Source organism: Streptomyces sp. NPDC001407 (assembly GCF_042895325.1).
Classification (GTDB): domain Bacteria; phylum Actinomycetota; class Actinomycetes; order Streptomycetales; family Streptomycetaceae; genus Streptomyces.
This window is the reverse complement of sequence record NZ_JBIAWF010000013.1, coordinates 37,385-58,505: the sequence shown is the minus strand read 5'-3', so window position 1 is coordinate 58,505 and position 21,121 is coordinate 37,385. Positions and strand designations below refer to the sequence as shown.

Sequence of the window (21,121 nt, the reverse complement as noted above, 5' to 3'; positions counted from 1 at the left end):
AGAACGGAAGAGGGCCGGAGCGGTGTGCCGCTCCGGCCCTTCTCACATGCCGCGTCCCGTCACTTGACCGAGCCGCTCCAGGCGGCTTCCTTGTAGGTCACCACGCCCGGTTCGACGCTGACCTCCATGCGGTCGCCGGCCTTCTTCTCGGGCACCAGATAGAGGTAGGTGCCGGTGACCGACTTGCCTGCGTGCGGGCGGCCGGTGACGCCCTGGCTGAAGCCGATGCCGTTGCCGCTGTCGTAGGTGCGCTCCAGGCCCGCGCCGTCACCGTCGCGCGCCTTGACGGAAGTGAGGTCGAGGTCCACGGTCTTGCCCGTGCCGTTCTCGACGGTCACCTCGACCTTGTAGGCGACGTACCCCTCCTTGACGCTGTACCTGCTGAGTTCGGTCTTCTCCGGCTTCGCGACCGTGATCTTGAGGCCGTTCGAGTAACGGGCCGTCCCGCCGAAGTCGAGGGTCTGGGTGTCCGGCTTCGTCAGGCCGTCGTCCTCGTCCTCCTCCTCGGAGGGCGTGGGCTCCGCGCTGGCGGACGTGTCGCGGTCCTTGGCCTCTTCATCGATCCCCTTCTTGACCTCACCGACGAGGAAGACGGTCAGCACCAGACCGACGACGGACAGGGCGATGCCGACGCCACCGAGCACGGTGCCCACGATCGCCATCGGCTTGTTCGACGCCACGCCGTTGCGCGCACGGTTCACGCCGACGATGCCGAACACGACGGCCATGATGCCCAGGATCGCCGTGAGCCAGAAGAGGAAGAACACGAACCCGGTCGTCACGGCAATGCAGCCGAGCACCAGCGCCGTGATCCCGGCGCCGTTGCTGGGCAGCGCGGGCGGCGGCGGGGGGAAGCCGAGCGGCGGCGCGGGCGGCAGCCCCCAGTGCGGCGGCGGTACGTGCATGCCGGGCGGCGGGGGCGGCGGCGCTCCGAAGGGCGGCGGAGGCTGGATGCCGGGCGGCGGGGGCATCTGCGCGCCGGGGAACGGAGAAGCCGGCGCCGGGGGAGCCTGGGTCGCGGCCGCGGGGGAAGTCCGCTCTCCGGCCGGAGCGTGCTCCGTCGCGGACGTGGCCGGCTCGGCCTTGGACAGCGAGGGCTTCAGCTCAGGCTGGGGCTCCGTCCCGGACGGAACCGGCTCGGCGGCGGGCGAAGGCTCGGTCGCGGGCGTCAGAGGCTCCGCCCCGGACGAAGTCGGCTCCGGCCCGGAGGACAGGGGCTCCATCCCGGAGGACAGAGGCTCCATCCCGGAAGGCAGAGGCTCCGTCCCGAGCGACGGCTCGGTCCCGGGCGGCGGCGGAGGAGTAGGCGGCGGGGTGGTCATGCACGCGGCTTTCTGGGGCAGGGCGGGTAGGTCGAGGTGGTGCGGATGCCTGGGACAGCGCGAATGATCTCGGCGCCTTTGTTAAATTTTTAGGCAAACCTTGACGAAGCGTATCCCGCGCGCCGGGCGCCAAGGGCCCCTGGATGCGACCAGTTGTCCCAGCGGCCGCAATGGTTACGGTTCGGATCCACGTGGGCACCTTGTGTGTCATGAGTGATGCGTGGATGCGGACACCAGTCACGCCGGACGGGTGCCTGGGCACACCGGCGGAGCACCCGGGGCGACGCGACCGGCGGTACCTCGAGCGGCGGGCGGCACTGACGCGACCGGCCCGCGGGCACCGGGTGGGCGATCCCTCGCCGCACGTGGCGTACACCGAGAGCGAGCACGCGACCTGGCGCACGGTCCACGCGGCGCTGGCCGACGCCCACCGCCTGTACGCGCACCGCGCGGTCCTGGAATCCGCCGAGGTCGCCCCCGTCCCCGCCGACCGCATCCCCCAGCACGAGGAAGTGAGCGCCGAGCTGCGGAGGTTGACCGGATTCGCGTTCACGCTCGCCGGGGGCTTCGTGGACAACCGGCGCTTCCTCGGCTCGATGGAGCGCGGCTACTTCCACGCCGTGCAGTTCGTGCGGCACCCGTCGATACCGCTCTACACCCCCGAACCCGACGTGATCCACGATGTGTTCGGGCACGGCATCCACCTGACGTCCCCCCGCTTCGCCGACCTCTACCGCCTCTTCGGGCGCGCGGCCCTGCGGGTGCGCACACGCCAGGCCCTGGACCTGATCAGCCGGGTGTACTGGTTCACGCTGGAATTCGGCGTGATGGCCGACCGCGCGGAGACCAAGGCGTACGGCGCGGCGCTGCTCTCCTCCTCCGGGGAGCTCGCGCAGCTGGGCCGGTGCGAGATCCGCGAGTTGGACCCGTCCGACATGGTGCGGACGCACTACAGCGTCTCGGGGTACCAGCCGGTGCTCTTCCGCGCGCGGTCGCCGGAACATCTCACCGATGTGCTCGCGGCGTTCCTGGAGGAATTCGACGACGAGGAGGGCTCACGACTGGCCGTCCACGCGAGCCGCGGCGACCGCTCGTGACCCGGTGAGCAGGGCCGGAAGCCTGGCCGACGGCTTACCGGAGGCTGAAGTTCCGTACGGATGCGGCACTTCGGAAGGATCACCGGGGCGTCCCGGCGACGGAAGTTATCCACAGGCTGTGACACCCCGCGACACGATGTCGGACCCGCGGCGCAGAATGGGGCCATGACTGAGAGCAACGGGGCCGAGCTGACCGGCGGGACCACGCAGGCCGAGGGGGGCACGACGGGCGAGGCGGCGACACGGGCGGCCATGCCCGACTGGGAGAAGCGCTTCCGGGCGCCGCGGATCGGACTGCCGCAGTGGGCGGAGGACGCCCCGGACCGCTCGCTGTTCGTCTCGAACGTGACGGGCACCTTCGAGCTGTACGCCTGGGACCGCGCGACGGGCGAGCAGCGCCAGGTGACCGACCGGCCGAACGGCACGACGGGCGGGGTGCTGTCGCCGGACGGCGAATGGATCTGGTGGTTCTCCGATTCCGACGGCGACGAGTTCGGCGTCTGGATGCGCCAGCCCTTCCACGGCGGGGCCGACGAGCCGGCCGCGCCGGGCCTGGCCCCCTCCTATCCCGGCGGCCTTGCCCTGGGCCGGGACGGCACCGCGGTCGTCGGCCGGTCCACGGACAAGGGGGGCTCGACGGTCCACGTGGCGCGCCCCGGCGCCGAGCCCGTCGAGATCTATCACCACGAGGAGTCCGCGGGCGTCGGCGACCTCTCCCACGACGGCACCCTGATCGCCATCGAGCACACCGAGCACGGCGATGCCATGCACTCGGCGATCCGCATCGTGCGCACCGACGGCACCACCGTCGCCGAGCTGGACGACACCCGCGGCGGCACCGAGGAGCTCGGGCTGACGGCCATGGGCTTCGCCCCGGTCGACGGCGACTCCCGGTTGCTCGTCGGGCACCAGCGGCGCGGCCGCTGGGAGCCGATGCTGTGGGACGCGGCGACCGGCGAGGAGACCACGCTGGACCTGGACCTGCCCGGTGATCTGCACGCCGACTGGTATCCGGACGGTTCCGCGCTGCTCGTCGAGCACAGCTTCCAGGCGCGCAGCGAGCTGTGGCGGTACGGCCTGGCGGACGGCTCCCTCAGCCGGCTCGACACCCCCGAGGGCACCGTCTCCGGAGCGCTGCCGCGGCCGGACGGCACGGTGGAGTTCCTGTGGTCCTCGGCGGCGACGCCGCCCGCCGTCCGCTCCACGAGCGGTCAGCTCGTGCTGGAGCCGCCGCGGGTGCCGGGCGGCATCGGCCGTGCCCCGCGCTCGGTCCCGGTCGGCGACGCCTGGGTTGAGGGGCCGGGCGGCAAGGTGCACGCCCTGGTGCAGAAGCCGGAGGGCGAGGGACCCTTCCCGACGGTCTTCGACATCCACGGCGGCCCGACGTGGCACGACAGCGACGAGTTCGCCGCGGGCCCCGCGGCCTGGGTCGACCACGGCTTCGCGGTGGTCCGGGTCAACTACCGCGGCTCGACCGGCTACGGCCGCGCCTGGACGGACGCCCTCAAGCACCGGGTGGGCCTGATCGAGCTGGAGGACATCGCGGCGGTGCGGGAGTGGGCCGTGGCCTCCGGCCTCGCGGACCCCGAGCGGCTGGTCCTCTCGGGCGGCTCGTGGGGCGGCTATCTGACCCTGCTGGGCCTGGGCACCCAGCCGGACGCCTGGGCGCTCGGCCTGGCGGCCGTGCCCGTCGCCGACTATGTGACGGCCTATCACGACGAGATGGAGGCGCTGAAGGCCCTGGACCGCACGCTGCTGGGCGGCACCCCGGAAGAGGTGCCTGAGCGCTACGCGGCGTCGTCACCGCTGACGTACGTCGACGAGGTGCGCGCGCCGGTCTACATCTCGGCGGGCATGAACGACCCGCGCTGCCCGATCCGGCAGATCGAGAACTACGTCGACCGGCTGAAGGAGCGCGCCCACCCCCTGGAGGTGTACCGCTACGACGCGGGCCACGGCTCACTGGTGGTGGAGGAGCGGGTCAAGCAGCTCCGGCTGGAGATCGCTTTTGCGGAGCGTCACCTGGGCCGCCGTCCGGACCGCTCGGAGGGGTAGGGCCGGCGCCGCCCGTGGGGCCGGACGGTCCGGCCGGTCCCGCGGGCTCGTCCGGGGCGATGCCGAGCGCGAGGTCCCGCGCGGCCTCCGCCTCGCGGCGGAAGAGCCGGAACCACATGAAGACGACGAAGCCGGCGAAGACGAACCACTCACCGGTGTAGCCGAGGTTCTGGAAGGACTTGAGGTCAAGGCCGCTGCCGGGCGCGGCGGTCGCGGGCACGGGGGTCATCGCCCCCTGGGCCTCGGGCGCCGTGATCCACGCGTCGTAGACCTCGTACGGCACGAGGTTGACCAGCGTGGCCGCGCTGATGATGCCGACCTGTCCCTTGGGCAGGCCGCTGCCCGCCCGTACGCCCTTGGAGCCGGGGCTCTCCGCGGACTGGAGGGCTCCGGTGACGGTGACATGGCCGGCCGGCGGGGCGGGGACGGCGGCGGTGTCCGACCGCGAGTCCGCGTCGCCGGGCAGCCAGCCGCGGACGACGGGCAGCGCCTTGCCGCCGTCGGTGCGCAGCAGGGTGAGGACGTAGAAGCCCTTGCGCTCGTTCAGGTCCCGGTCGGGGACGAGCAGCTGGTGGTCGGTGTCGTAGCGGCCGCTGGCGACGGCCCGGCGGCCTGAGGTCTCGGTGCTGACCGGCAGCAGGCCTGCCAGGGGCTCGGCCGCGGCGGACCGGGCGTCGTCGGCCTGCGTCTGCGCCGCGCGGTGCGAGTCGACACGGGATTCGAAGCGGCCGAGCTGCCAGCTGCCCATGAAGAGGCAGAAGGGGATGGCCAGCACGGCGAAGGCGTTGATCCCCCACCAGCGGGAAGTCAGCAGGAACCGATACACACCCCCACGGTACGGGCAGGCCACCCGCTCCCGGCCAGCGCCCCCGGATCCCGGGCCGGGCCGGAGCCCCGGCTACGGCGCCGTGGCGAGGGGTCCCGTGCGGTACACCGTGCCCGCGCAGGCTTCGTTGATCTTCGTGTCCGCTATCGCGGGCTCGCCGACGTCGGGCGTGTGGCTGAGCACCACGCTCGGCGGGGGCGGCGGCGGGGGCGGGTCGGAGACCGTCGGCTTGTTCTCGGCGGCGGAGGCGCCCGCCGACGACGAGGGTGCCGCGCTGCCGCCGCCAGGGGTGGGCGTGGCCCCGCCCGTGTTCTTCGCGCAGCCGCTGGGGCCGCCGTCGGGGGCCGGGATCCAGGCGAACTTCACCTCGTACGCCTGGCCGGGCTGGAGGATGACCTCGCTGGGCTCCGCGGTCGGGTTGGGCAGGCCGGTCGCGGCGTCGCCGGGCGTGTGGTCCACGACGGAGACGCGTGCGCTGTCGGCGCTGCCGCGCGCGCTGACGGCGACCGTGCCGGGCCCGGCCACCGTACAGACGGAGTGCGAGACGTTGACGACGCGGAAGGCGCCGTAGACCCGGCCGTTCTTGTCGGCGGCGCCGACCGTGCCGGAGCCCTTGCCCAGCTGGTCGCGGTCGCACGTGGGCGAGACGGCCGCGAAGGTGCTCGCGGGGTCGGGGATCGTGCCGCCGGGGGAGCCGGACGGCTTGATCTCGTTGTCCGGCTTGTTGCCCTCGGGCTTGCGGCCCTCGTCCGCCTGCCGGTTCTTGCCGGCGGGGGCGTCCGGCCGGGACCGCTCGCCACCCTCGGCGACGCCGTCGCTCAGGCCCTCGTCGGTCTCCGGCTGGGCGTTCTGCGCGCTGGCGGTGTTGGCGTGGCGTTCGTCGGTGGCGGTGCCGGTGGCCGCGACGTGCAGGAGCGCGGGCAGCGCCGTGCCGCCGAGGATCACCGCGGCCGCGACACCGACGAGCGCCTGGCGGCGGCGCGTACGCCGGGCGGGCACGGCGCGGCGCAGCTGCTCCAGCGCGTCCGCGGAGGGTTCGAGGTCGTCGACGGCGCCGCGCAGCAGCCGCCGCAGGGCCTGCTCGTCGAGCGACTCGGGAGACTCCGGAGCCTCGGGCGAGCCGTGGGACTCAGGCGACTCGGACGAGCCGGGCGGCGTCGGCCACCCGCTCCGGCCCTCGCCCGGACGCTCGGCGGCGCGACGCTCGTCGGCCGGGCCCTCGCCGTGCGGGGGGCCGCCGGGAAAGTGCTGGTTCATGCCGGAGCCTCCATGGCGACACGGAGCGCCGCGATGCCCCGGGAGCCGTAGGCCTTGACCGATCCGAGCGAGAGGCCCAGGGTCTCGGCGACCTGGGCCTCGGTCATGTCGGCGAAATAGCGGAGGACGAGCACCTCACGCTGGCGGCGCTGCAGTCCGCGCATCGCGGTGATCAATTGGTCTCGCTCCAGCTGTTCGTACGCACCCTCTTCGGCGCTCGCCATGTCGGGCATCGGCTTGGAGAGCAGCTTCAGCCCGAGGATGCGGCGGCGGAGCGCTGATCGGGACAGATTGACGACAGTCTGCCTCAAATAGGCGAGGGTCTTCTCCGGCTCCCGGACGCGGTTGCGCGCGGAGTGCACCCGGATGAACGCCTCCTGCACCACGTCCTCACAGGACGCGGTGTCGTCGAGAAGCAGCGCCGCCAGGCCGAGCAGCGACCGGTAATGGGCGCGGTAGGTCTCGGTGAGGTGGTCGACTGTGGTGCCCGCTGCCATCGCCTCGTCAGCGTCCCCACGCTGGGGCGGCAGCTGGGTGGTGGTGCGGGTGGCCGGCCAGGGAGCGATCACCGGCATACCGCCAGGCGTGCGCGGACGCACAGCGCTGCCGCGCCGCGGGGCGGTTGCGATGCTGATGACCTCTGCCACGCCTGTTGGACACGCTTCCCCCCGTCAGGGTTGTACGCGCGAGGCAGCCCGTCCGTCGGAACACCGCTCGACGACGCGTCATATGCCCTCATGCGTACCAGCTCTTCCTCGATGCCCCGATTTTGATGCCACCCCGAGAGACGGCAACAAAGACGCTCCCCGCCCGGCCGGCGGTTGCGGTGCGGGGCCGCGGCCGCACCGTCGGGCAGGGGTGTGAATAGTCGAACACACCATCTGCCCAGCTCAAGAGGTCTGGACCAACGACTTGATCACAGGACCTTCACACTTCCCCGGATCAGGACGGCCTCCGGATCGGGAGCCGGCCCCGGATCCGCAAGCACACCGGGAAGCGGCCGTCCGGCTCAGGGCGAGCCGAGCTCGGCCGCCACGACCTCCGCGATCTGGGCGGTGTTGAGCGCGGCCCCCTTGCGCAGGTTGTCACCGCAGACGAAAAGCTCCAGGGCCTTCGGGTCGTCCAGCGAGCGCCGTACGCGGCCCACCCAGGTCGGATCCGTGCCCACCGCGTCCGCGGGGGTGGGGAACTCCCCCTCGGCCGGGTCGTCGACCAGCACCACGCCCGGCGCGTTGGCCAGGATCTCGTGCGCCTGCTCCACGGTCACGTCCTTCTCGAAGCGCGCGTGCACGGCGAGCGAGTGCGTGGTGAGCACCGGCACGCGCACACAGGTCGCGCTGACGCGCAGATCGGGCAGCCCCAGGATCTTCCGCGACTCGTCGCGGACCTTCAGCTCCTCGGACGACCAGCCGGCCTCCCGCAGGGAACCGGCCCAGGGCACCACGTTCAGCGCCAGCGGAGCCGGGAAGGGCCCCAGGTCGTCGCCGACCGCGCGCCGCACGTCTCCGGGCTGGCCGCCCAGCTCCGTGCCGGCGACCGCGGCCAGCTGGGCCCGCAGCGCCTCGACGCCGGCCTGCCCCGCGCCCGAGGCCGCCTGGTACGAGGAGACGATCAGCTCGCTCAGACCGAACTCGGCGTGCAGCGCGCCCACCGCGACGATCATCGACAGCGTGGTGCAGTTGGGGTTGGAGACGATCCCGCGCGGCCGCAGGAGCGCCGCGTGCGCGTTGACCTCGGGCACCACCAGCGGAACGTCCGGATCCATCCGGAACGCCCCGGAGTTGTCCACGACGACCGCGCCCTTGGCCACGGCCACCGGCGCCCACTGCGCGGCCACCTCGTCCGGCACGTCGAACATCGCGACGTCGACGCCCTCGAAGACCTCTTCGCTCAGCGCGAGGACCTCGGTCTCCTCGCCCCGGACGGTCAGCTTCCGGCCCGCCGAGCGGGCGGACGCGACGAGGCGGACCTCGCCCCACACGTCCGCGCGCTGCGACAGGATGCCCAGCAGCACCGTCCCGACGGCGCCCGTGGCGCCGACGACGGCGAGGGTCGGCCTACGGCCCGTACCCCCCGAGGGGACACGGGCCGCAGAGCCGGTGCCGGTCATCGACCGGTGCCTCCGTAGACGACGGCCTCGTCGCTCTCGGTGTCCAGGCCGAAGGCGGTGTGCACGGCGCGCACGGCCTCGTTCACGTCGTCGGCACGCGTGACCACCGAGATGCGGATCTCGGAGGTCGAGATGAGCTCGATGTTCACCCCGGCGTTCGACAGCGACTCGAAGAACGTCGCGGTGACGCCCGGGTTCGTCTTCATCCCCGCGCCGACCAGCGAGATCTTCGCGATCTGGTCGTCGTAGCGCAGCGAGTCGAAACCGACCCGGTCCTTCGTCCGCTCCAGCGCCTCGATCGCCTTGCGGCCCTCCGTCTTCGGCAGGGTGAAGGAGATGTCGGTCAGACCCGTGGACGCCGCCGAGACGTTCTGCACGACCATGTCGATGTTGATCTCGGCATCCGCGATCGCCCGGAAGATCGTCGCCGCCTCGCCCGGCTTGTCCGGCACCCCGACGACCGTGACCTTGGCCTCGGAGGTGTCGTGGGCAACACCCGAAATGATCGCCTGCTCCATCGGCTGGTCCCCTCGCGGTTCGTTGCTGACCCAGGTGCCCTGGAGCCCCGAGAAGGACGAGCGCACGTGGATCGGGATGTTGTAACGGCGTGCGTACTCGACGCAGCGGTGCAGCAGCACCTTGGACCCGGAGCTCGCCAGCTCCAGCATGTCCTCGAACGAGATCCACTCGATCTTCCGGGCCTTCTTCACGACCCGCGGGTCCGCGGTGAAGACACCGTCCACATCGGTGTAGATCTCGCACACCTCGGCGTTCAGCGCGGCGGCCAGGGCCACGGCGGTGGTGTCACTGCCACCCCGCCCCAGGGTCGTGATGTCCTTCTTGTCCTGGGACACACCCTGGAAGCCCGCCACGATCGCGATGTTGCCCGCGTCGACGGACTGCTGGATCCGCCCCGGCGTGACATCGATGATCCGCGCTTTGTTGTGGACCGAGTCGGTGATGACCCCGGCCTGGCTACCGGTGAACGACTGCGCCTCGTGGCCGAGGTTTTTGATCGCCATCGCCAGCAGCGCCATGGAGATGCGCTCCCCGGCGGTCAGCAGCATGTCGAACTCACGCCCGGCAGGGATCGGGGAAACCTGCCCGGCGAGATCGATCAACTCGTCCGTCGTGTCACCCATCGCGGAAACCACGACAACCACACGGTTGCCGTTCTTCTTGGCTTCCACGATTCGCTTGGCAACCCGCTTGATGCCTTCGGCATCGGCAACGGAGGAGCCTCCGTACTTCTGCACGACAAGGCCCACGTGCGCTCCTCGCAGCTATGTGTAATGCGGTCGGCTCAGTCTAACGAGCGACTGCTTTCGGCCATGCGGATACCGCATGCTGAGACGGTTTCGCTCTCGCCGGTCCCTCTGCCCGCCGCGTCGGCTCCCACGCTCGAAGGTAACTCAGCTCACACCCCCGCCGCCGCCCGAGCCGGGCCCGCGCGCCCCCTCGCCCGGTGCCGGGGCGAGGAGTGATCCACAAAAGGGCCGGGGGAAAATACGCGCATGATGATCAAGCACTTCTGCTCCGCGCTGCGGAACATGCGCATGCTGCTGAGCTCGCGGTGAGCACCGAGCGCCCACCCGCTCCCGCGCCCGTCCCCGCCTCCGCTCCCGCAAGGGCCCGTACGGGTCGGCGGTCGACCCTGGTCGCGGCGGTGGCCGGCGCGGTCTGCGCGATCGCCTCGGCGTATCTGCTGCTGGTCACCGTGCCCGGCGCGCGGGCCGAGGAGCGGCAGTTCCGGGCCGCCGCCTCGTGCCGGGCGGACGCGGTGGCGAAGAAGTGCCTGCGGCCGGAGACGGCCACCGTGGCCGGGACCGAGACGGTGACCTCGGGCAGGTCGGCGCAGTGGTGGCTCTCGGTCACCCAGGACGACGGCACCGGCCACCGCATCCGGATGACCGGACGGCCCCGCGTCTTCCACGAGGTCAAGCCCGGTGACCGGGTGACCGTCACCTACTGGCACCACAAGAGCCGCTATGTCGACTTCCGCAACATCCGGGAGACCACGCACGACGACCCGCGGAACGGCTACCGCCTGCCGTACGCGCTCGCCCTGGCCCTGCTGCCCGCGGCCGCGGGCTTCCTCTGGGCGGCGTACTGGTGCGGCCGCCGCTCCACGGCCCCGGCACGGCCTTCGCCCCGGCAGCTCGCTCTCCCCTCGGCGGCGGCCCTCTTCGCCTGCCTGACGGCCGCCGCGTCGCCGTGGTACGTGCACGGCGTGTGGGAACCCCTGCTGATCACGGGCCTGGCCACCGTGCCCCTGCCGGTCTGCGCCGCCCTCGCCGTCCTCCGCCGGCGCAAGCGGCCGGACGGGCCGACCGCGCCCGCACCGTCCGGCGGCTGAGGGCCGAAAACCGCGCGCCTCAGGAGCGAGGGAGGCCCAGCGGGCCCCCTATCTCCGCCGCCATCACGCGCCCCGCCTCCTCGGCCAGCTGCTCCTCGGTCGCCGCCGCGTCCGTGTCCAGCCCGTCCAGCTCGTCCAGCGGCTGGTCCAGGCGCACGTGCGCGACCAGCGACTGGAGCGCCCGGAGCGTCGCGGAGGCCGTGGGTCCCCAGTTGGTGAGGTAGGAGAACTGCCACCACCACAGCGCCTCGCTCACGCGGCCGTCGCGGTAGTGGGCCATGCCGTGCCGCAGGTCGGTGATGATGTCGGCGAGGTCGTCGGAGATCCGGCAGGCGACGGGCGCGCTGCGCGGGACGTACGGGTCGAAGACCTCGGAGTAAACGTCCACCGGGTCCAGCAGCCGGGCGAACCGCTCGCGCAGCTCGTCGACGTCCGGCTCCGGGCCGACGTCCGGCTCGTAGCGCTCGTCGGGGAGGAAGTCCTCGTGCGCGCCGAGCCGCCCGCCGGTGAGGAGGAGCTGGGAGACCTCCAGCAGCAGGAAGGGCACGGCGCTGTCCGGCTCGTCGCCGCGCGACACCTCGGCGACGGCGACGATGAAGCTCTCGATCGAATCCGCGATCTGGACGGCGAAATCGTCGGGATCGCGCTTGGCGTCATGCAGCGTTGCGTCAGACATCGAGAAGTCGTCTCCCTTCGAAGGCACGCCCGAGCGTGACCTCGTCGGCGTATTCAAGGTCGCCACCCACAGGCAGACCACTGGCCAGCCGCGTCACCTTCAAACCCATGGGCTTCACCATGCGCGCGAGGTACGTGGCGGTGGCCTCCCCCTCCAGGTTGGGGTCCGTGGCGAGAATCAGCTCGGTGACGGTGCCGTCCGCGAGCCGCGTCAGCAGCTCGCGGACGCGCAGGTCGTCGGGGCCGATGCCCTCGATGGGGCTGATGGCCCCGCCGAGCACGTGATAGCGACCGCGGAACTCACGAGTCCGCTCGATCGCGACGACATCCTTGGACTCCTCCACGACACAGATCACCGCGGGGTCGCGGCGCGGGTCCTGGCAGACCCGGCACCGCTCCTCCTGGGCGACATTGCCGCAGACGGCACAGAAGCGGACCTTCGCCTTGACCTCGGTCAGGGCGTGCGCGAGCCGGCGGACGTCGGCGGGCTCGGCCTGAAGGATGTGGAAGGCGATCCGCTGCGCGCTCTTGGGCCCGACGCCGGGCAGCCTGCCCAGCTCGTCGATGAGGTCCTGGACCACGCCTTCGTACACGGATCGAACACTCCTTCTGCTTCTGCGGTTGTCGTACGGTTCCCGGGCCGGCTGTTCCCCGGCCCGGCGGGTTTTTAGGACCCGTCCTAGAACGGCAGGCCGGGCAGGCCGCCGCCCAGGCCGGCGGTCAGCGGGCCGAGCTTGTCCTGCTGGAGCTGCTGCGCGGCCGCGTTGGCGTCGCGGACGGCGGCGACGACGAGATCGGCGAGCGTCTCGGCGTTCTCCTCCGGGCTGCCCGCCTCGGGGTCCACGGCCTTGGGGTCGATGACCAGGTTCTGGAGCTCACCGGCGCCGGTGACGGTGGCCTTCACGAGGCCGCCGCCCGCGGTGCCCTCGACGGGCGTGCGCGCGAGCTCCTCCTGGGCCGCCGCGAGGTCCTGCTGCATCTTCTGGGCCTGCTGGAGCAGCTGCTGCATGTTGGGCTGGCCACCACCGGGGATCACGGTTTCGCTCCTGGCTGTCGACGTCAAACCTTCGGTAGCCCGAGCCTACGTGTTCGCCGCTGCCCGCGCCCTATGGTCTACGGCTGCGCTTCCTGTTCGATCCGCGGCTTGACCGGGAGCGGGGCACGAGTGGGGCCGCTGGGGCGCGCGAGGGCGCCCCGAGCGCCCGTCCTACTCGTTGGCGATCTCCTCGATCACCGTCGCGCCCAGCTCGCGGACGATCAGGTCGTGGCCGGTGAGCGCGGAGTCCACCAGATCCGGATCGTCCTCCTCCGGCATGTCGTCCTCCAGCGCGACCGGCGGGGGCTCCGGCTCCCGGCGGGCGGGCGCCGCCGGGGGCGGGCCCTGGCGCTGCTCCTGCGCGGGAGGCGCCGCGGGCGCCTGCGCGGGCCGCGGCGCGAAGCCCGGGGACCCCTGGGGCGCGGCCGCGGGCCCGCCCTGACCGCCGCCGGAGCCGTGCGTACCCGCGTAATTCACGACCGGAGCGGCGCCGCCACCGCCACCGCCGGGCGAGACGACGAGCTCGACCTTCCACTGCACGTTGAGCGCATCGGTGATCGCCTGCCGCAGGACCTCTTCGCTGCCGCTGTTGGCGAAGCTGTCCCGCGCTCCGGCGTTCGCGAAGCCGACCTGGAGGGTCGTGCCGTCGAAGCCGACGACGTCCGCGTTCTGGCTGAGCACGATCCACGTGAAACGGCGGCGGTTCTTGACCGCCTCCAGGATCTGCGGCCACATCTGCCGCACCTGGCTCGCGTCCCCGGAGGGCTGGGCCTGGGCCTGCGGCTGCGGGGCGGTCTGCTGCGGCCCGCCGTACGACGCGGGGGCGGGTGTGGCCGCTCCCTGACCGGGCGCGGCCGCGGACGGCCACGCCCCGGCGGCGGGCTTCGCCGCCCCGCTTCCCTGGCCGGGAGCGGCGGCGGAGGGCCAGGCGCCCGCGGGCCGAGCGGCGGCGGCCGGGGCCGTCTGCTGCTGAGGCGCGGAACCGGGCGCGGCCGCGGAGGGCCAGGCTCCGGCGGGCGCGCTCGGCTGGGCGGCGGCGGGGGCGGGGGCGGGCTGGGCCGGGGCTGGGGGTGCGGCCGGGGGTGCGGCCTGAGGCGCGGGAGTCACAGGGGCCACAGGAGTCGCAGGGGCCACGGGAGCGCCTCCGGAGACCGCCGCCCGTGCGGCCGCGGGCCCGGAGAGCCCGGGGACGGGCGCCCCGCCGTGGGCCTCGGGCCCGGGGACGTACCCGGCGGGGGCGCCCCCGCCGGTGAAGCCGCCCGCGAGCGCCGCGCGCTCCAGCTTCTCGAGCCGGGCCCGCACCGAGCGCTCGTCCTCGTACGCCGCGGGGAGCAGCACGCGCGCGCAGATCAGCTCCAGCTGGAGGCGCGGCGAGGTCGCGCCGCGCATCTCCGTCAGCCCCTCGTTGACCAGGTCGGCGGCGCGGCTGAGCTCCGCGGCGCCGAAGACGGAAGCCTGCGCCTGCATGCGCTCCACGACATCCGCGGGGGCGTCGATGAGCCCCTTCCCCGTGGCGTCCGGCACGGCGGCGAGGATCACCAGGTCACGCAGCCGCTCCAGCAGGTCGGCGACGAAGCGGCGGGGGTCGTTGCCCCCCTCGATGACGCGGTCGACGACCTCGAAGGCGGCGGCGCCGTCACCCGCCGCGAAGGCGTCGATGACGGAGTCGAGCAGCGAGCCCTCCGTATAGCCGAGGAGGGACGTCGCCATGGCGTATGTCACACCGTCCTCGGCGGCGCCGGCGAGGAGCTGGTCCATCACGGACATCGAGTCACGCACGGACCCCGCGCCCGCCCGGACGACCAGCGGCAGCACGCCGTCCTCGACGGGGATGTCCTCCCGGCCGCACACCTCGCCGAGATAGTCGCGCAGCGTGCCCGGGGGGACGAGGCGGAACGGATAGTGGTGCGTACGCGACCGGATCGTCCCGATGACCTTCTCGGGCTCCGTGGTCGCGAAGATGAACTTCAGGTGCTCCGGAGGCTCCTCCACCACCTTCAGCAGGGCGTTGAAGCCCGCCGAGGTGACCATGTGGGCCTCGTCGATGATGTAGATCTTGTACCGGCTGGAGGCGGGGCCGAAGAAGGCCTTCTCCCGCAGCTCACGCGCGTCGTCCACGCCACCGTGGGAGGCGGCGTCGATCTCGATCACGTCGATCGAGCCTCTGCCGTTGCGCGCGAGGTCCTGGCAGGACTGGCACTCACCGCAGGGCGTGGGCGTGGGGCCCTGCTCGCAGTTCAGACAGCGGGCGAGGATGCGCGCGCTGGTCGTCTTGCCACAGCCGCGCGGCCCACTGAACAGATACGCGTGGTTGACCCTGTTGTTGCGCAGCGCCTGCTGCAACGGGGTGGTGACATGCTCCTGCCCGATGACCTCTGCGAAGGACTCGGGGCGGTAGCGGCGGTAAAGCGCGAGGGACGACACACCTACGACGATATCGGGCCCCACTGACAAGTGGTCTCGATCACAAGGACCGCCAGCCCGCGCACCCCGCGAAGACCCCGGGAAGCACAAGGGCCCCCCACGCACCCGCCAGAGCCCACTTACCCTTGCTGCCTTCCGGCCCTGGGGGAGTTCGGTGAGTTAGCGCCACGTGAGGGGCTTGCCCCCAGCCTAGCCGATCCCCACCCCTGCTCGTGCCCCCTCCCCCACCTCGCCCCCACCTCGGCAGAACGTGTTCGCGAGCACCCCTCCACGTCTTGTATTGTTTGCGGCGGAGGATTCGCCTAGAGGCCTAGGGCGCACGCTTGGAAAGCGTGTTGGGGGCAACCCCTCACGAGTTCGAATCTCGTATCCTCCGCAGTCGCCTGACCAGGCGAAACGAAGAGCCGAGCCGCGATTGCGGCTCGGCTCTTCGGCGTGCGCTGGTTGCATTTCTGGTTGCACTTACATGCCTCTCTTCGGGACATTTCAACTCTTCTGTGAGCGACGCCGCTCATGAGATGCCGACGCCCATGGGGAATCCGCCTACTTCGACACCGGCGGCGAAGTCGAATGCGCCATGCTGGGCCCCTGTGCCGGAGCGGCTCCGGTGCTGTTGCGGCCCGGCGTGACGAGGTGCACCCCTATGAAGTCCCGATCGACGCTGGGAGCCTGGCTGGGCCGTCTCGACGGCCCGCGCCTGGCGCGCGTACTCGCGACGCGGAACGACGCGGTGTCACCTCCGGAGCCGCGCACGGTGGGGGAGCTGGCGGACCGCCTCCAGCGCCCGGGGTCGGTGGCTCTCGCCCTGCCACGGCTCACGCTGCCGTGCCTGCAGGCAGCCGAGGCGCTGGCGGCACTGGGAGGACCAGCGACGCCGAGCGCCCTGGCGAAGCTGCTGGGAGCGACAGGTGGCGAAGCCGCCCGCGGATTGGACGCCGTGCTGGAGACACTGGCCGATCACGCGCTGGTCTGGCCGGACGGTAACGGGACACTCCGCATGGCCGCATCCTTGCGGCAGGCGTGGGACGCCCCTCTGGGACTGGACGCTCCCCTGGAGAAACTGCTGGCAGGCGCTTCCTCGGACGAGCTGCGCGGCATGCTGGTGGCGCTGGGCATCAAGCCACCCGGCACCAAACAGCAGCGACTGGCTGCCTTGGTGGAACACCACAGCGACCCGGAAGCCATCGCCAGAGTGGTGGCACGAGCACCCGCGATCACGCAGAAGCTGCTGGCCTGCCGAGCGGGGTCTGCGCCGAGGCAGCCGCAGGTCATCACGTTCGGTACCCCTGACCCCGTCCTCGAACCTGGGGCACGGTGGGCACTCGACCGGGGGCTCCTGATCCAGGACCGCCACGAGTACGGTCCTGTGCGCATGCCCGTCGAAGTCGCGCTGGCGTTGCGCGGGTCCGGCTGGCAGGCCCCCTTCGACCCGCTTCCGCCCCCTGCTCAGCTGGTGTCCGTCACCTCCGCCGAGGTGGAGCGGGAGGCCGCCGCAGCGGCCACGGCGTTCGCCGCCCATGCCACCTCGGTCCTCTCGGCCTGCTCCTCGACTCCGCCGGCCAGACTCAAGTCCGGTGGGATCGGCGCACGCGAGCTGGCCCGGATCAGCAAGGCCGCCCAGGCCGACGATGCCGTCGTCCGCATCACCCTGGAGACCGCGTACACGGCCGGGCTGCTGGCCCGGGACGGCGATCGCGTGGCGCCGACCAAGGCATACGACGTCTGGGCGGAACAGGAGCCCGCGGAGCGGCTTGCCATGCTGCTCCAGGCATGGCGCAACCTGCCGCTCACCCCCACCCAGGCGCGCGACGAGGACAACAAGGTGCTCCCCGCCCTCGCGGGGGCACCGCCCTGTAGCGGCTGCCGCCAGGCCCGGCACGGGCTGTTTGCCGCAGCGGCGCAGCTCCCGGCCGGCCAGGGCGTGAAGGCCGCCTCCGATCTCGGACCGACGGTGGCCTGGTGCCGCCCGCTCGCCGACACCTTGCCCATGGACGCCACCCCGTTCGCCGCGGTGATCCGCGAGGCCGAATTGTTCGGAGTGATCGCCCGAGGCGCCCTGTCGGCTCTCGGCGCCCATCTGCTCACCGACGACGCACAAGGACTGACTGCCGCCTGCCGACGGCTGCTGCCCCCGGCCACTGGAACGGCCCGGATCGGCGCCGACCTCACCGCCGTCGTCGCCGGCACACCGGCCGCGCGGCTCGCCGTGCTCCTGGATGCCACCGCGGACCGGGAAACCAGTGGCACTGCGTCGGTGTGGCGGTTCAGCTCCGGCAGCATCCGACGGGCCCTGGACGCAGGCCGCGCCCCGGGGGACATCGCAGCCGAGCTGGCCGCCATCGCCGCCGGGCCCCTGCCCCAGCCGCTGTCCTATCTCATCGCCGACACCGCGCGCGGCCACGGCCGCGTGCGCATCGCTCCGGCCGCCTGCGTCCTCCATGGCGAGGAGCCGGCGCTCCTCGCCGAGCTCGCCGCCCACCACAAGCTCGCCAAGCTCGGCCTGCGGCAGCTCGCGCCGACTGTTCTCGTAAGCCGCAGCTCGCTCGACACGACCCTCGCAGCACTCCGCGCCGAGGGCTACGCCCCTGTCGCCGAGACGGCCGGGGGAACTGTACGCGTCGAGAAGGTCCGGCCCCAGCGGGCGGCCGCTCCCGTTCCGGCCCCCCGGAAGACCGGCGACAAGCGCGGCACCCGAAGCACAGCCACCCGCACGTCGGAGGGCCGGGCCGCCGCCGACATGGATGTCCTGGCCGCCCGACTGCTGGCCGCACCACCGACCGCGCCGGAACCCGACCCGTTCGGCAGTGGGGTCCCCTTCGGGACGGACACCGAGGAGATCGTCGCCGGATACGCGAAGCACCTGTCGTACAGCGATGTCCGTCAGCTCGCCCACGCCATCGACGCCGGCACCGCCATCACGGTCGAGTACGTCGCCACCTCGGGCCGTCGCACCGTCCGCACCCTCAGCAGCCTGGAACTCGACCCGCCCTACCTGGAAGCCTGGTGCCACCTGCGCGAAGCCGAGCGCGTCTTCACCCTCTCCCGGATCCACGGCGTGCTGCCCGCATAGAACCCGGCGATCCGACCAGCACCTGATGCGCCTCGCACGATATACTTGATCCCATATCCGATATCAGGAGGCGCGCATGAGTCGGACCGTCATCGATCTGGACGACGAGCTGGTCGCGGACGTGGCGAAAGCCCTTGGGACGAGCACCAAGAAGGAGACGGTCAACACCGCCCTGCGCGAGGTGCTGGAGAACCGGCGCCGTGCCCTGGCGCTCACCCGGCTCCGCGCCGCGGCCGACGAGGGCGCTTTCGACCTGGAGCTGTTCGAGAACAAGGGGAACTACCGGCGGTGAACGCGGCGCAGTTCCTGATCGACACCAGCGCGCTCGCACGCTTCCTGCGTGGGGACGCGGAGCAGTACGGCTGGGACCAGGCAGCAGCCGCCGGACTCATCGCCACATGCCCCATCACGGAGTTGGAGTTCTTCTACAGCGCCCGCTCGGCCGCGGACCGGGCGCGCGGTATCGAGGACATGCGGTTGATCTTCGGCTGGGTTCCCGTCGACGACCGCGCCTACGACCGGGCCTGGCAGGTACAGGAAGCCCTCACCAAGCAGGGGAAGCACCGAAGTGCGGGAGCGGTCGACCTCGTCGTTGCCGCGACGGCTGAGCTGCAGGGGCTCACCCTGCTCCATCGCGACCACGACTTCGAGTGCATCGCCGCAACGACCGGGCAGCCCCTCCAGTGGTACGGCCCGGAACCCGGCAAGTAATTCGGCAGTGGTTGCGGTTCTGGTTGCATTCGCCTCCGTCCTGGGCCGCCCAGTGGGAGGCAGTCAGGCCGCTACTCCACAGGCCAGGACAGTGATGCCCCCTGTCGGACGGGCAGACGAACATTTGGAAAGCGTGTTGGGGGCAACCCCTCACGAGTTCGAATCTCGTATCCTCCGCCAGTGCCTCACCGGGCACGAACCGAAGGCCCCGACCGGGAAACCGGCCGGGGCCTTCGTCGTTCCGCGCTCCCGGCCCACCGGCGCCCGCGCCCCGCGGCCGGACGGGCACCGAAGAAATCGTCGCGGGGCCCGCCGCCCGCTGTCCCTCGCCGGCGTCCGGAAGCGACACGTGCGCACTCGCCATCTCCCGGATCCACGCAGTCAGGCGGCCGTTACGATCGCCGGTCATGGACTGGCTCGAGCGCACGGCGAAGCTGCGGCAGTGGAGCAGAAGCGAGACCCGCGCTCCGCACAAGCCGCTGCTGTTCCTGTATGCCCTCGGCCGGTTCCAGCAGGATGCCGGCGGCGAGCTGCGGTACAGCGCGGTGGAGGAGGATCTCAGCCGGCTGCTGAGCGAGTACGGGCCGCCCAACAGGACGACGCCTGCCTATCCGTTCCACCACCTGGTGAGCGACGGCGTGTGGGAAGTGCGCACCGACCGCGGGCCGGGCAGCCCCGGCACCGGTGTGCGGGAGTTGCGGGCCGTCGGGGCCAGGGGGCGGCTGGCGCCTGATCTGCGGGCGGCGCTGCGGCGGGAGCCCTCGCTGCTCGGCCGGATGGCCCGGGTTCTGCTCGACCTGCACTTCCCGCCCTCGCTCCACGGCGATCTGTGCGAAGCCGTCGGCCTGGAGCTGGAACCCGCGGCGACCGGGCAGGTGCCGACGGCGCGCAGGCGGCGGGATCCGCGGATGCGTGAGCGGGTCCTGACGGCCTACGAGTACCAGTGCGCCTTCTGCGGCTACGACGGCAGGATCGGCGCGGTGCCGGTCGGGCTGGAGGCCGCGCACGTGCGGTGGTGGGCATTCGACGGCCCGGACGACGTCGACAACGGGCTGTGCCTGTGCTCGCTGCACCACAAGCTCTTCGACAAGGGCGTCCTCGGCATCGGCGACGGTCACCGCGTCCTCGTCTCGCAGCGCTTCGTCGGCCGCGGCCCCGCCGCCCGCGAGCAGGTCACAGCGCTCGCCGGCCGCCCGCTCATCGGGCCTCAGCCGGGTGCCGAACCCGTCGCTGCGGCCCACCGCTCCTGGCACACCAGCCAGGTCTTCCACGGCAGCCCGCGCCCCGTCACGGCCGTCTGACCCTCCACGTACGGCAGCGGAAAACGCCAGGTCAGAGGCCGCCCCGACGCTCAAGTCCCCGATGTCAGCCGAGTGTTAGTGAAACGGCAGTCCCGCGATAGCGGGTCCGGTCAGAGTGGGTGACGTACCGAGACAACGACTGCCCCGGGGGGATCCGGAATGAGCTCCAGCGTCACTGGCCGCACCACTCGTCGCCGCACCCTGCGCGTTGCCGCCGCGACTCTCGTCGCGGCGTCCGCGCTCACCCTGACCGCCTGTTCCGGCTCGGACAGCAGCGCCGCGAAGCCCGCGGGCCAGGCGGAGACGAGCGCGGCCGCCGCCGAGCCCGGTGGCGCGGGGCCCTCCGCCGGAGCGCAGACCTCCGGTGCCAGGGCGGGCTCCGGTGACAAGGCGGCCGGCGCCAAGGCGAGCCTCGCGGGCAAGCACTCGGGCGGCGCGCACTCCGGTACGGCCAAGGGCCCGGTCCACACCCAGCCCCTGGCGGACGGCAGCAAGGCCGAGATCCACGAGCTCGGTGACCAGCACTATCTCGCCAAGATCGTGAGCCGCGGCTCGGTCCTGGCCACGCTGGAGGCGAACCAGCGGGACGCCGGGCTCGACGCCAACGACATGTTCGTCGTGCTCACGCCGGACGGCCGGGTCCACTCCTGGATGGGCGGCGGCAACAGCGGACCCGGCACCTTCGAGCTCGCGGGCGGCTGGAAGGCCAAGGTGACGAAGACCGGCGAACTCCACTACCGCGCGGAGATCATCGGCCGGGAGGGCTCCGTGGACGGCACGCTGGAGGCGAACGAGCACGACGCCGGGCTCGCCGCCAACGGCGTCTACATCGTCCTCAGCGCCGGCGGCGTGATCAGCGCCCACGAATAAACCGCCCACGA

The 21,121-nt window shown here is 72.3% G+C and carries 18 protein-coding genes, 1 tRNA gene and 1 other RNA gene; 9 read left to right on the top strand and 11 right to left on the bottom strand.

The window, feature by feature from the left end:
- Positions 1 to 59 precede the first annotated feature (59 nt).
- Positions 60 to 1,244 (bottom strand): DUF4352 domain-containing protein, encoded by a 1,185-nt coding sequence (locus ACFY1P_RS19060; protein WP_390751196.1) that lies wholly within the window; start codon positions 1,242 to 1,244, stop codon positions 60 to 62.
- A 287-nt stretch (positions 1,245 to 1,531) separates the two neighbouring features.
- On the opposite strand from ACFY1P_RS19060, the gene ACFY1P_RS19055 reads away from it, so the two are divergent.
- Complete coding sequence (locus ACFY1P_RS19055) at positions 1,532 to 2,419, top strand: phenylalanine 4-monooxygenase (RefSeq protein ID WP_361522327.1); 888 nt, start codon at positions 1,532 to 1,534, stop codon at positions 2,417 to 2,419.
- Positions 2,420 to 2,671: 252 nt separating this feature from the next.
- Positions 2,672 to 4,474 carry a prolyl oligopeptidase family serine peptidase gene (locus tag ACFY1P_RS19050; RefSeq protein ID WP_361522354.1) on the top strand — a complete coding sequence of 601 codons (1,803 nt, stop codon included), beginning with the start codon at positions 2,672 to 2,674 and terminating at the stop codon, positions 4,472 to 4,474.
- Here the strand turns inward: ACFY1P_RS19050 and ACFY1P_RS19045 are convergent.
- From ACFY1P_RS19045 to ACFY1P_RS19025, 5 genes are all read right to left on the bottom strand, one after another.
- A complete protein-coding gene (locus ACFY1P_RS19045) occupies positions 4,401 to 5,300 on the bottom strand; it encodes an SURF1 family protein (RefSeq protein WP_361522330.1) in 900 nt (299 codons plus the stop codon). The two genes, ACFY1P_RS19050 and ACFY1P_RS19045, sit on opposite strands and share 74 nt — an antisense overlap.
- Before the next feature lie 72 nt (positions 5,301 to 5,372).
- Complete coding sequence (locus ACFY1P_RS19040; RefSeq protein WP_361522333.1) at positions 5,373 to 6,557, bottom strand: hypothetical protein; 1,185 nt, start codon at positions 6,555 to 6,557, stop codon at positions 5,373 to 5,375.
- Entirely contained in the window at positions 6,554 to 7,132 is a 579-nt protein-coding gene (locus ACFY1P_RS19035) for a SigE family RNA polymerase sigma factor (RefSeq protein WP_361522335.1), read from the bottom strand. Before ACFY1P_RS19035 ends, ACFY1P_RS19040 begins: the two co-directional genes overlap by 4 nt.
- 434 nt (positions 7,133 to 7,566) lie before the next feature.
- Entirely contained in the window at positions 7,567 to 8,667 is a 1,101-nt protein-coding gene (locus tag ACFY1P_RS19030) for an aspartate-semialdehyde dehydrogenase (protein WP_361522338.1), read from the bottom strand.
- Positions 8,664 to 9,935: an aspartate kinase gene (locus tag ACFY1P_RS19025; protein ID WP_116213049.1), complete on the bottom strand. Its 1,272-nt coding sequence runs from the start codon at positions 9,933 to 9,935 to the stop codon at positions 8,664 to 8,666. Before ACFY1P_RS19025 ends, ACFY1P_RS19030 begins: the two co-directional genes overlap by 4 nt.
- Before the next feature lie 305 nt (positions 9,936 to 10,240).
- On the opposite strand from ACFY1P_RS19025, the gene ACFY1P_RS19020 reads away from it, so the two are divergent.
- Positions 10,241 to 11,023, top strand: coding sequence for a hypothetical protein (locus ACFY1P_RS19020; RefSeq protein ID WP_390751195.1), 783 nt, complete (start codon positions 10,241 to 10,243; stop codon positions 11,021 to 11,023).
- Between the two features lie 19 nt (positions 11,024 to 11,042).
- On the opposite strand, the gene ACFY1P_RS19015 is transcribed toward ACFY1P_RS19020, so the two are convergent.
- The 5 genes from ACFY1P_RS19015 to ffs form a co-directional block, all read right to left on the bottom strand.
- Positions 11,043 to 11,699, bottom strand: a complete 657-nt coding sequence (locus ACFY1P_RS19015) for a DUF5063 domain-containing protein (RefSeq protein WP_361522345.1) — start codon at positions 11,697 to 11,699, stop codon at positions 11,043 to 11,045.
- Positions 11,692 to 12,291: a recombination mediator RecR gene (gene recR, locus ACFY1P_RS19010; RefSeq protein ID WP_361522348.1), complete on the bottom strand. Its 600-nt coding sequence runs from the start codon at positions 12,289 to 12,291 to the stop codon at positions 11,692 to 11,694. Before recR ends, ACFY1P_RS19015 begins: the two co-directional genes overlap by 8 nt.
- 86 nt (positions 12,292 to 12,377) lie before the next feature.
- Positions 12,378 to 12,734, bottom strand: coding sequence for a YbaB/EbfC family nucleoid-associated protein (locus ACFY1P_RS19005; RefSeq protein ID WP_361522351.1), 357 nt, complete (start codon positions 12,732 to 12,734; stop codon positions 12,378 to 12,380).
- A gap of 171 nt (positions 12,735 to 12,905) precedes the next feature.
- Complete coding sequence (locus ACFY1P_RS19000; RefSeq protein WP_390751194.1) at positions 12,906 to 15,158, bottom strand: DNA polymerase III subunit gamma and tau; 2,253 nt, start codon at positions 15,156 to 15,158, stop codon at positions 12,906 to 12,908.
- 86 nt (positions 15,159 to 15,244) lie between these two features.
- An RNA gene (gene ffs / locus ACFY1P_RS18995) (signal recognition particle sRNA small type) lies at positions 15,245 to 15,339 on the bottom strand.
- Positions 15,340 to 15,449: 110 nt separating this feature from the next.
- Here ffs and ACFY1P_RS18990 point away from each other — a divergent pair.
- From ACFY1P_RS18990 to ACFY1P_RS18965, 6 genes are all read left to right on the top strand, one after another.
- Positions 15,450 to 15,534, top strand: a tRNA-Ser gene (locus ACFY1P_RS18990).
- A 267-nt stretch (positions 15,535 to 15,801) separates the two neighbouring features.
- Positions 15,802 to 18,228 carry a helicase C-terminal domain-containing protein gene (locus tag ACFY1P_RS18985; protein WP_390751193.1) on the top strand — a complete coding sequence of 809 codons (2,427 nt, stop codon included), beginning with the start codon at positions 15,802 to 15,804 and terminating at the stop codon, positions 18,226 to 18,228.
- Positions 18,229 to 18,304: 76 nt separating this feature from the next.
- A complete protein-coding gene (locus ACFY1P_RS18980; protein ID WP_361525789.1) occupies positions 18,305 to 18,520 on the top strand; it encodes a type II toxin-antitoxin system VapB family antitoxin in 216 nt (71 codons plus the stop codon).
- On the top strand, positions 18,517 to 18,939 hold the full coding sequence (locus ACFY1P_RS18975; protein ID WP_361525791.1) for a PIN domain nuclease: 423 nt from the start codon (positions 18,517 to 18,519) through the stop codon (positions 18,937 to 18,939). The genes ACFY1P_RS18980 and ACFY1P_RS18975 overlap by 4 nt, the downstream gene beginning before the upstream one ends.
- Positions 18,940 to 19,346: 407 nt before the next feature.
- A complete protein-coding gene (locus ACFY1P_RS18970; RefSeq protein ID WP_390751192.1) occupies positions 19,347 to 20,240 on the top strand; it encodes a phosphorothioated DNA-binding restriction endonuclease in 894 nt (297 codons plus the stop codon).
- A 159-nt stretch (positions 20,241 to 20,399) separates the two neighbouring features.
- Positions 20,400 to 21,110: a hypothetical protein gene (locus ACFY1P_RS18965; protein WP_390751191.1), complete on the top strand. Its 711-nt coding sequence runs from the start codon at positions 20,400 to 20,402 to the stop codon at positions 21,108 to 21,110.
- The last annotated feature ends 11 nt before the right edge of the window (positions 21,111 to 21,121 follow it).

What these genes read in the sequence shown, in the direction of transcription:
- ACFY1P_RS19060 (WP_390751196.1), bottom strand. Translation starts at nt 1,244, where the DNA reads ATGGAGCCTCTGTCCTCCGGGATGGAGCCCCTGTCCTCCGGGCCGGAG.
- ACFY1P_RS19055 (WP_361522327.1), top strand. Translation starts at nt 1,532, where the DNA reads ATGAGTGATGCGTGGATGCGGACACCAGTCACGCCGGACGGGTGCCTG.
- ACFY1P_RS19050 (WP_361522354.1), top strand. Translation starts at nt 2,672, where the DNA reads ATGCCCGACTGGGAGAAGCGCTTCCGGGCGCCGCGGATCGGACTGCCG.
- ACFY1P_RS19040 (WP_361522333.1), bottom strand. Translation starts at nt 6,557, where the DNA reads ATGAACCAGCACTTTCCCGGCGGCCCCCCGCACGGCGAGGGCCCGGCC.
- ACFY1P_RS19035 (WP_361522335.1), bottom strand. Translation starts at nt 7,132, where the DNA reads ATGCCGGTGATCGCTCCCTGGCCGGCCACCCGCACCACCACCCAGCTG.
- ACFY1P_RS19030 (WP_361522338.1), bottom strand. Translation starts at nt 8,667, where the DNA reads ATGACCGGCACCGGCTCTGCGGCCCGTGTCCCCTCGGGGGGTACGGGC.
- ACFY1P_RS19015 (WP_361522345.1), bottom strand. Translation starts at nt 11,699, where the DNA reads ATGTCTGACGCAACGCTGCATGACGCCAAGCGCGATCCCGACGATTTC.
- ACFY1P_RS18985 (WP_390751193.1), top strand. Translation starts at nt 15,802, where the DNA reads ATGAAGTCCCGATCGACGCTGGGAGCCTGGCTGGGCCGTCTCGACGGC.
- ACFY1P_RS18980 (WP_361525789.1), top strand. Translation starts at nt 18,305, where the DNA reads ATGAGTCGGACCGTCATCGATCTGGACGACGAGCTGGTCGCGGACGTG.
- ACFY1P_RS18970 (WP_390751192.1), top strand. Translation starts at nt 19,347, where the DNA reads ATGGACTGGCTCGAGCGCACGGCGAAGCTGCGGCAGTGGAGCAGAAGC.
- ACFY1P_RS18965 (WP_390751191.1), top strand. Translation starts at nt 20,400, where the DNA reads ATGAGCTCCAGCGTCACTGGCCGCACCACTCGTCGCCGCACCCTGCGC.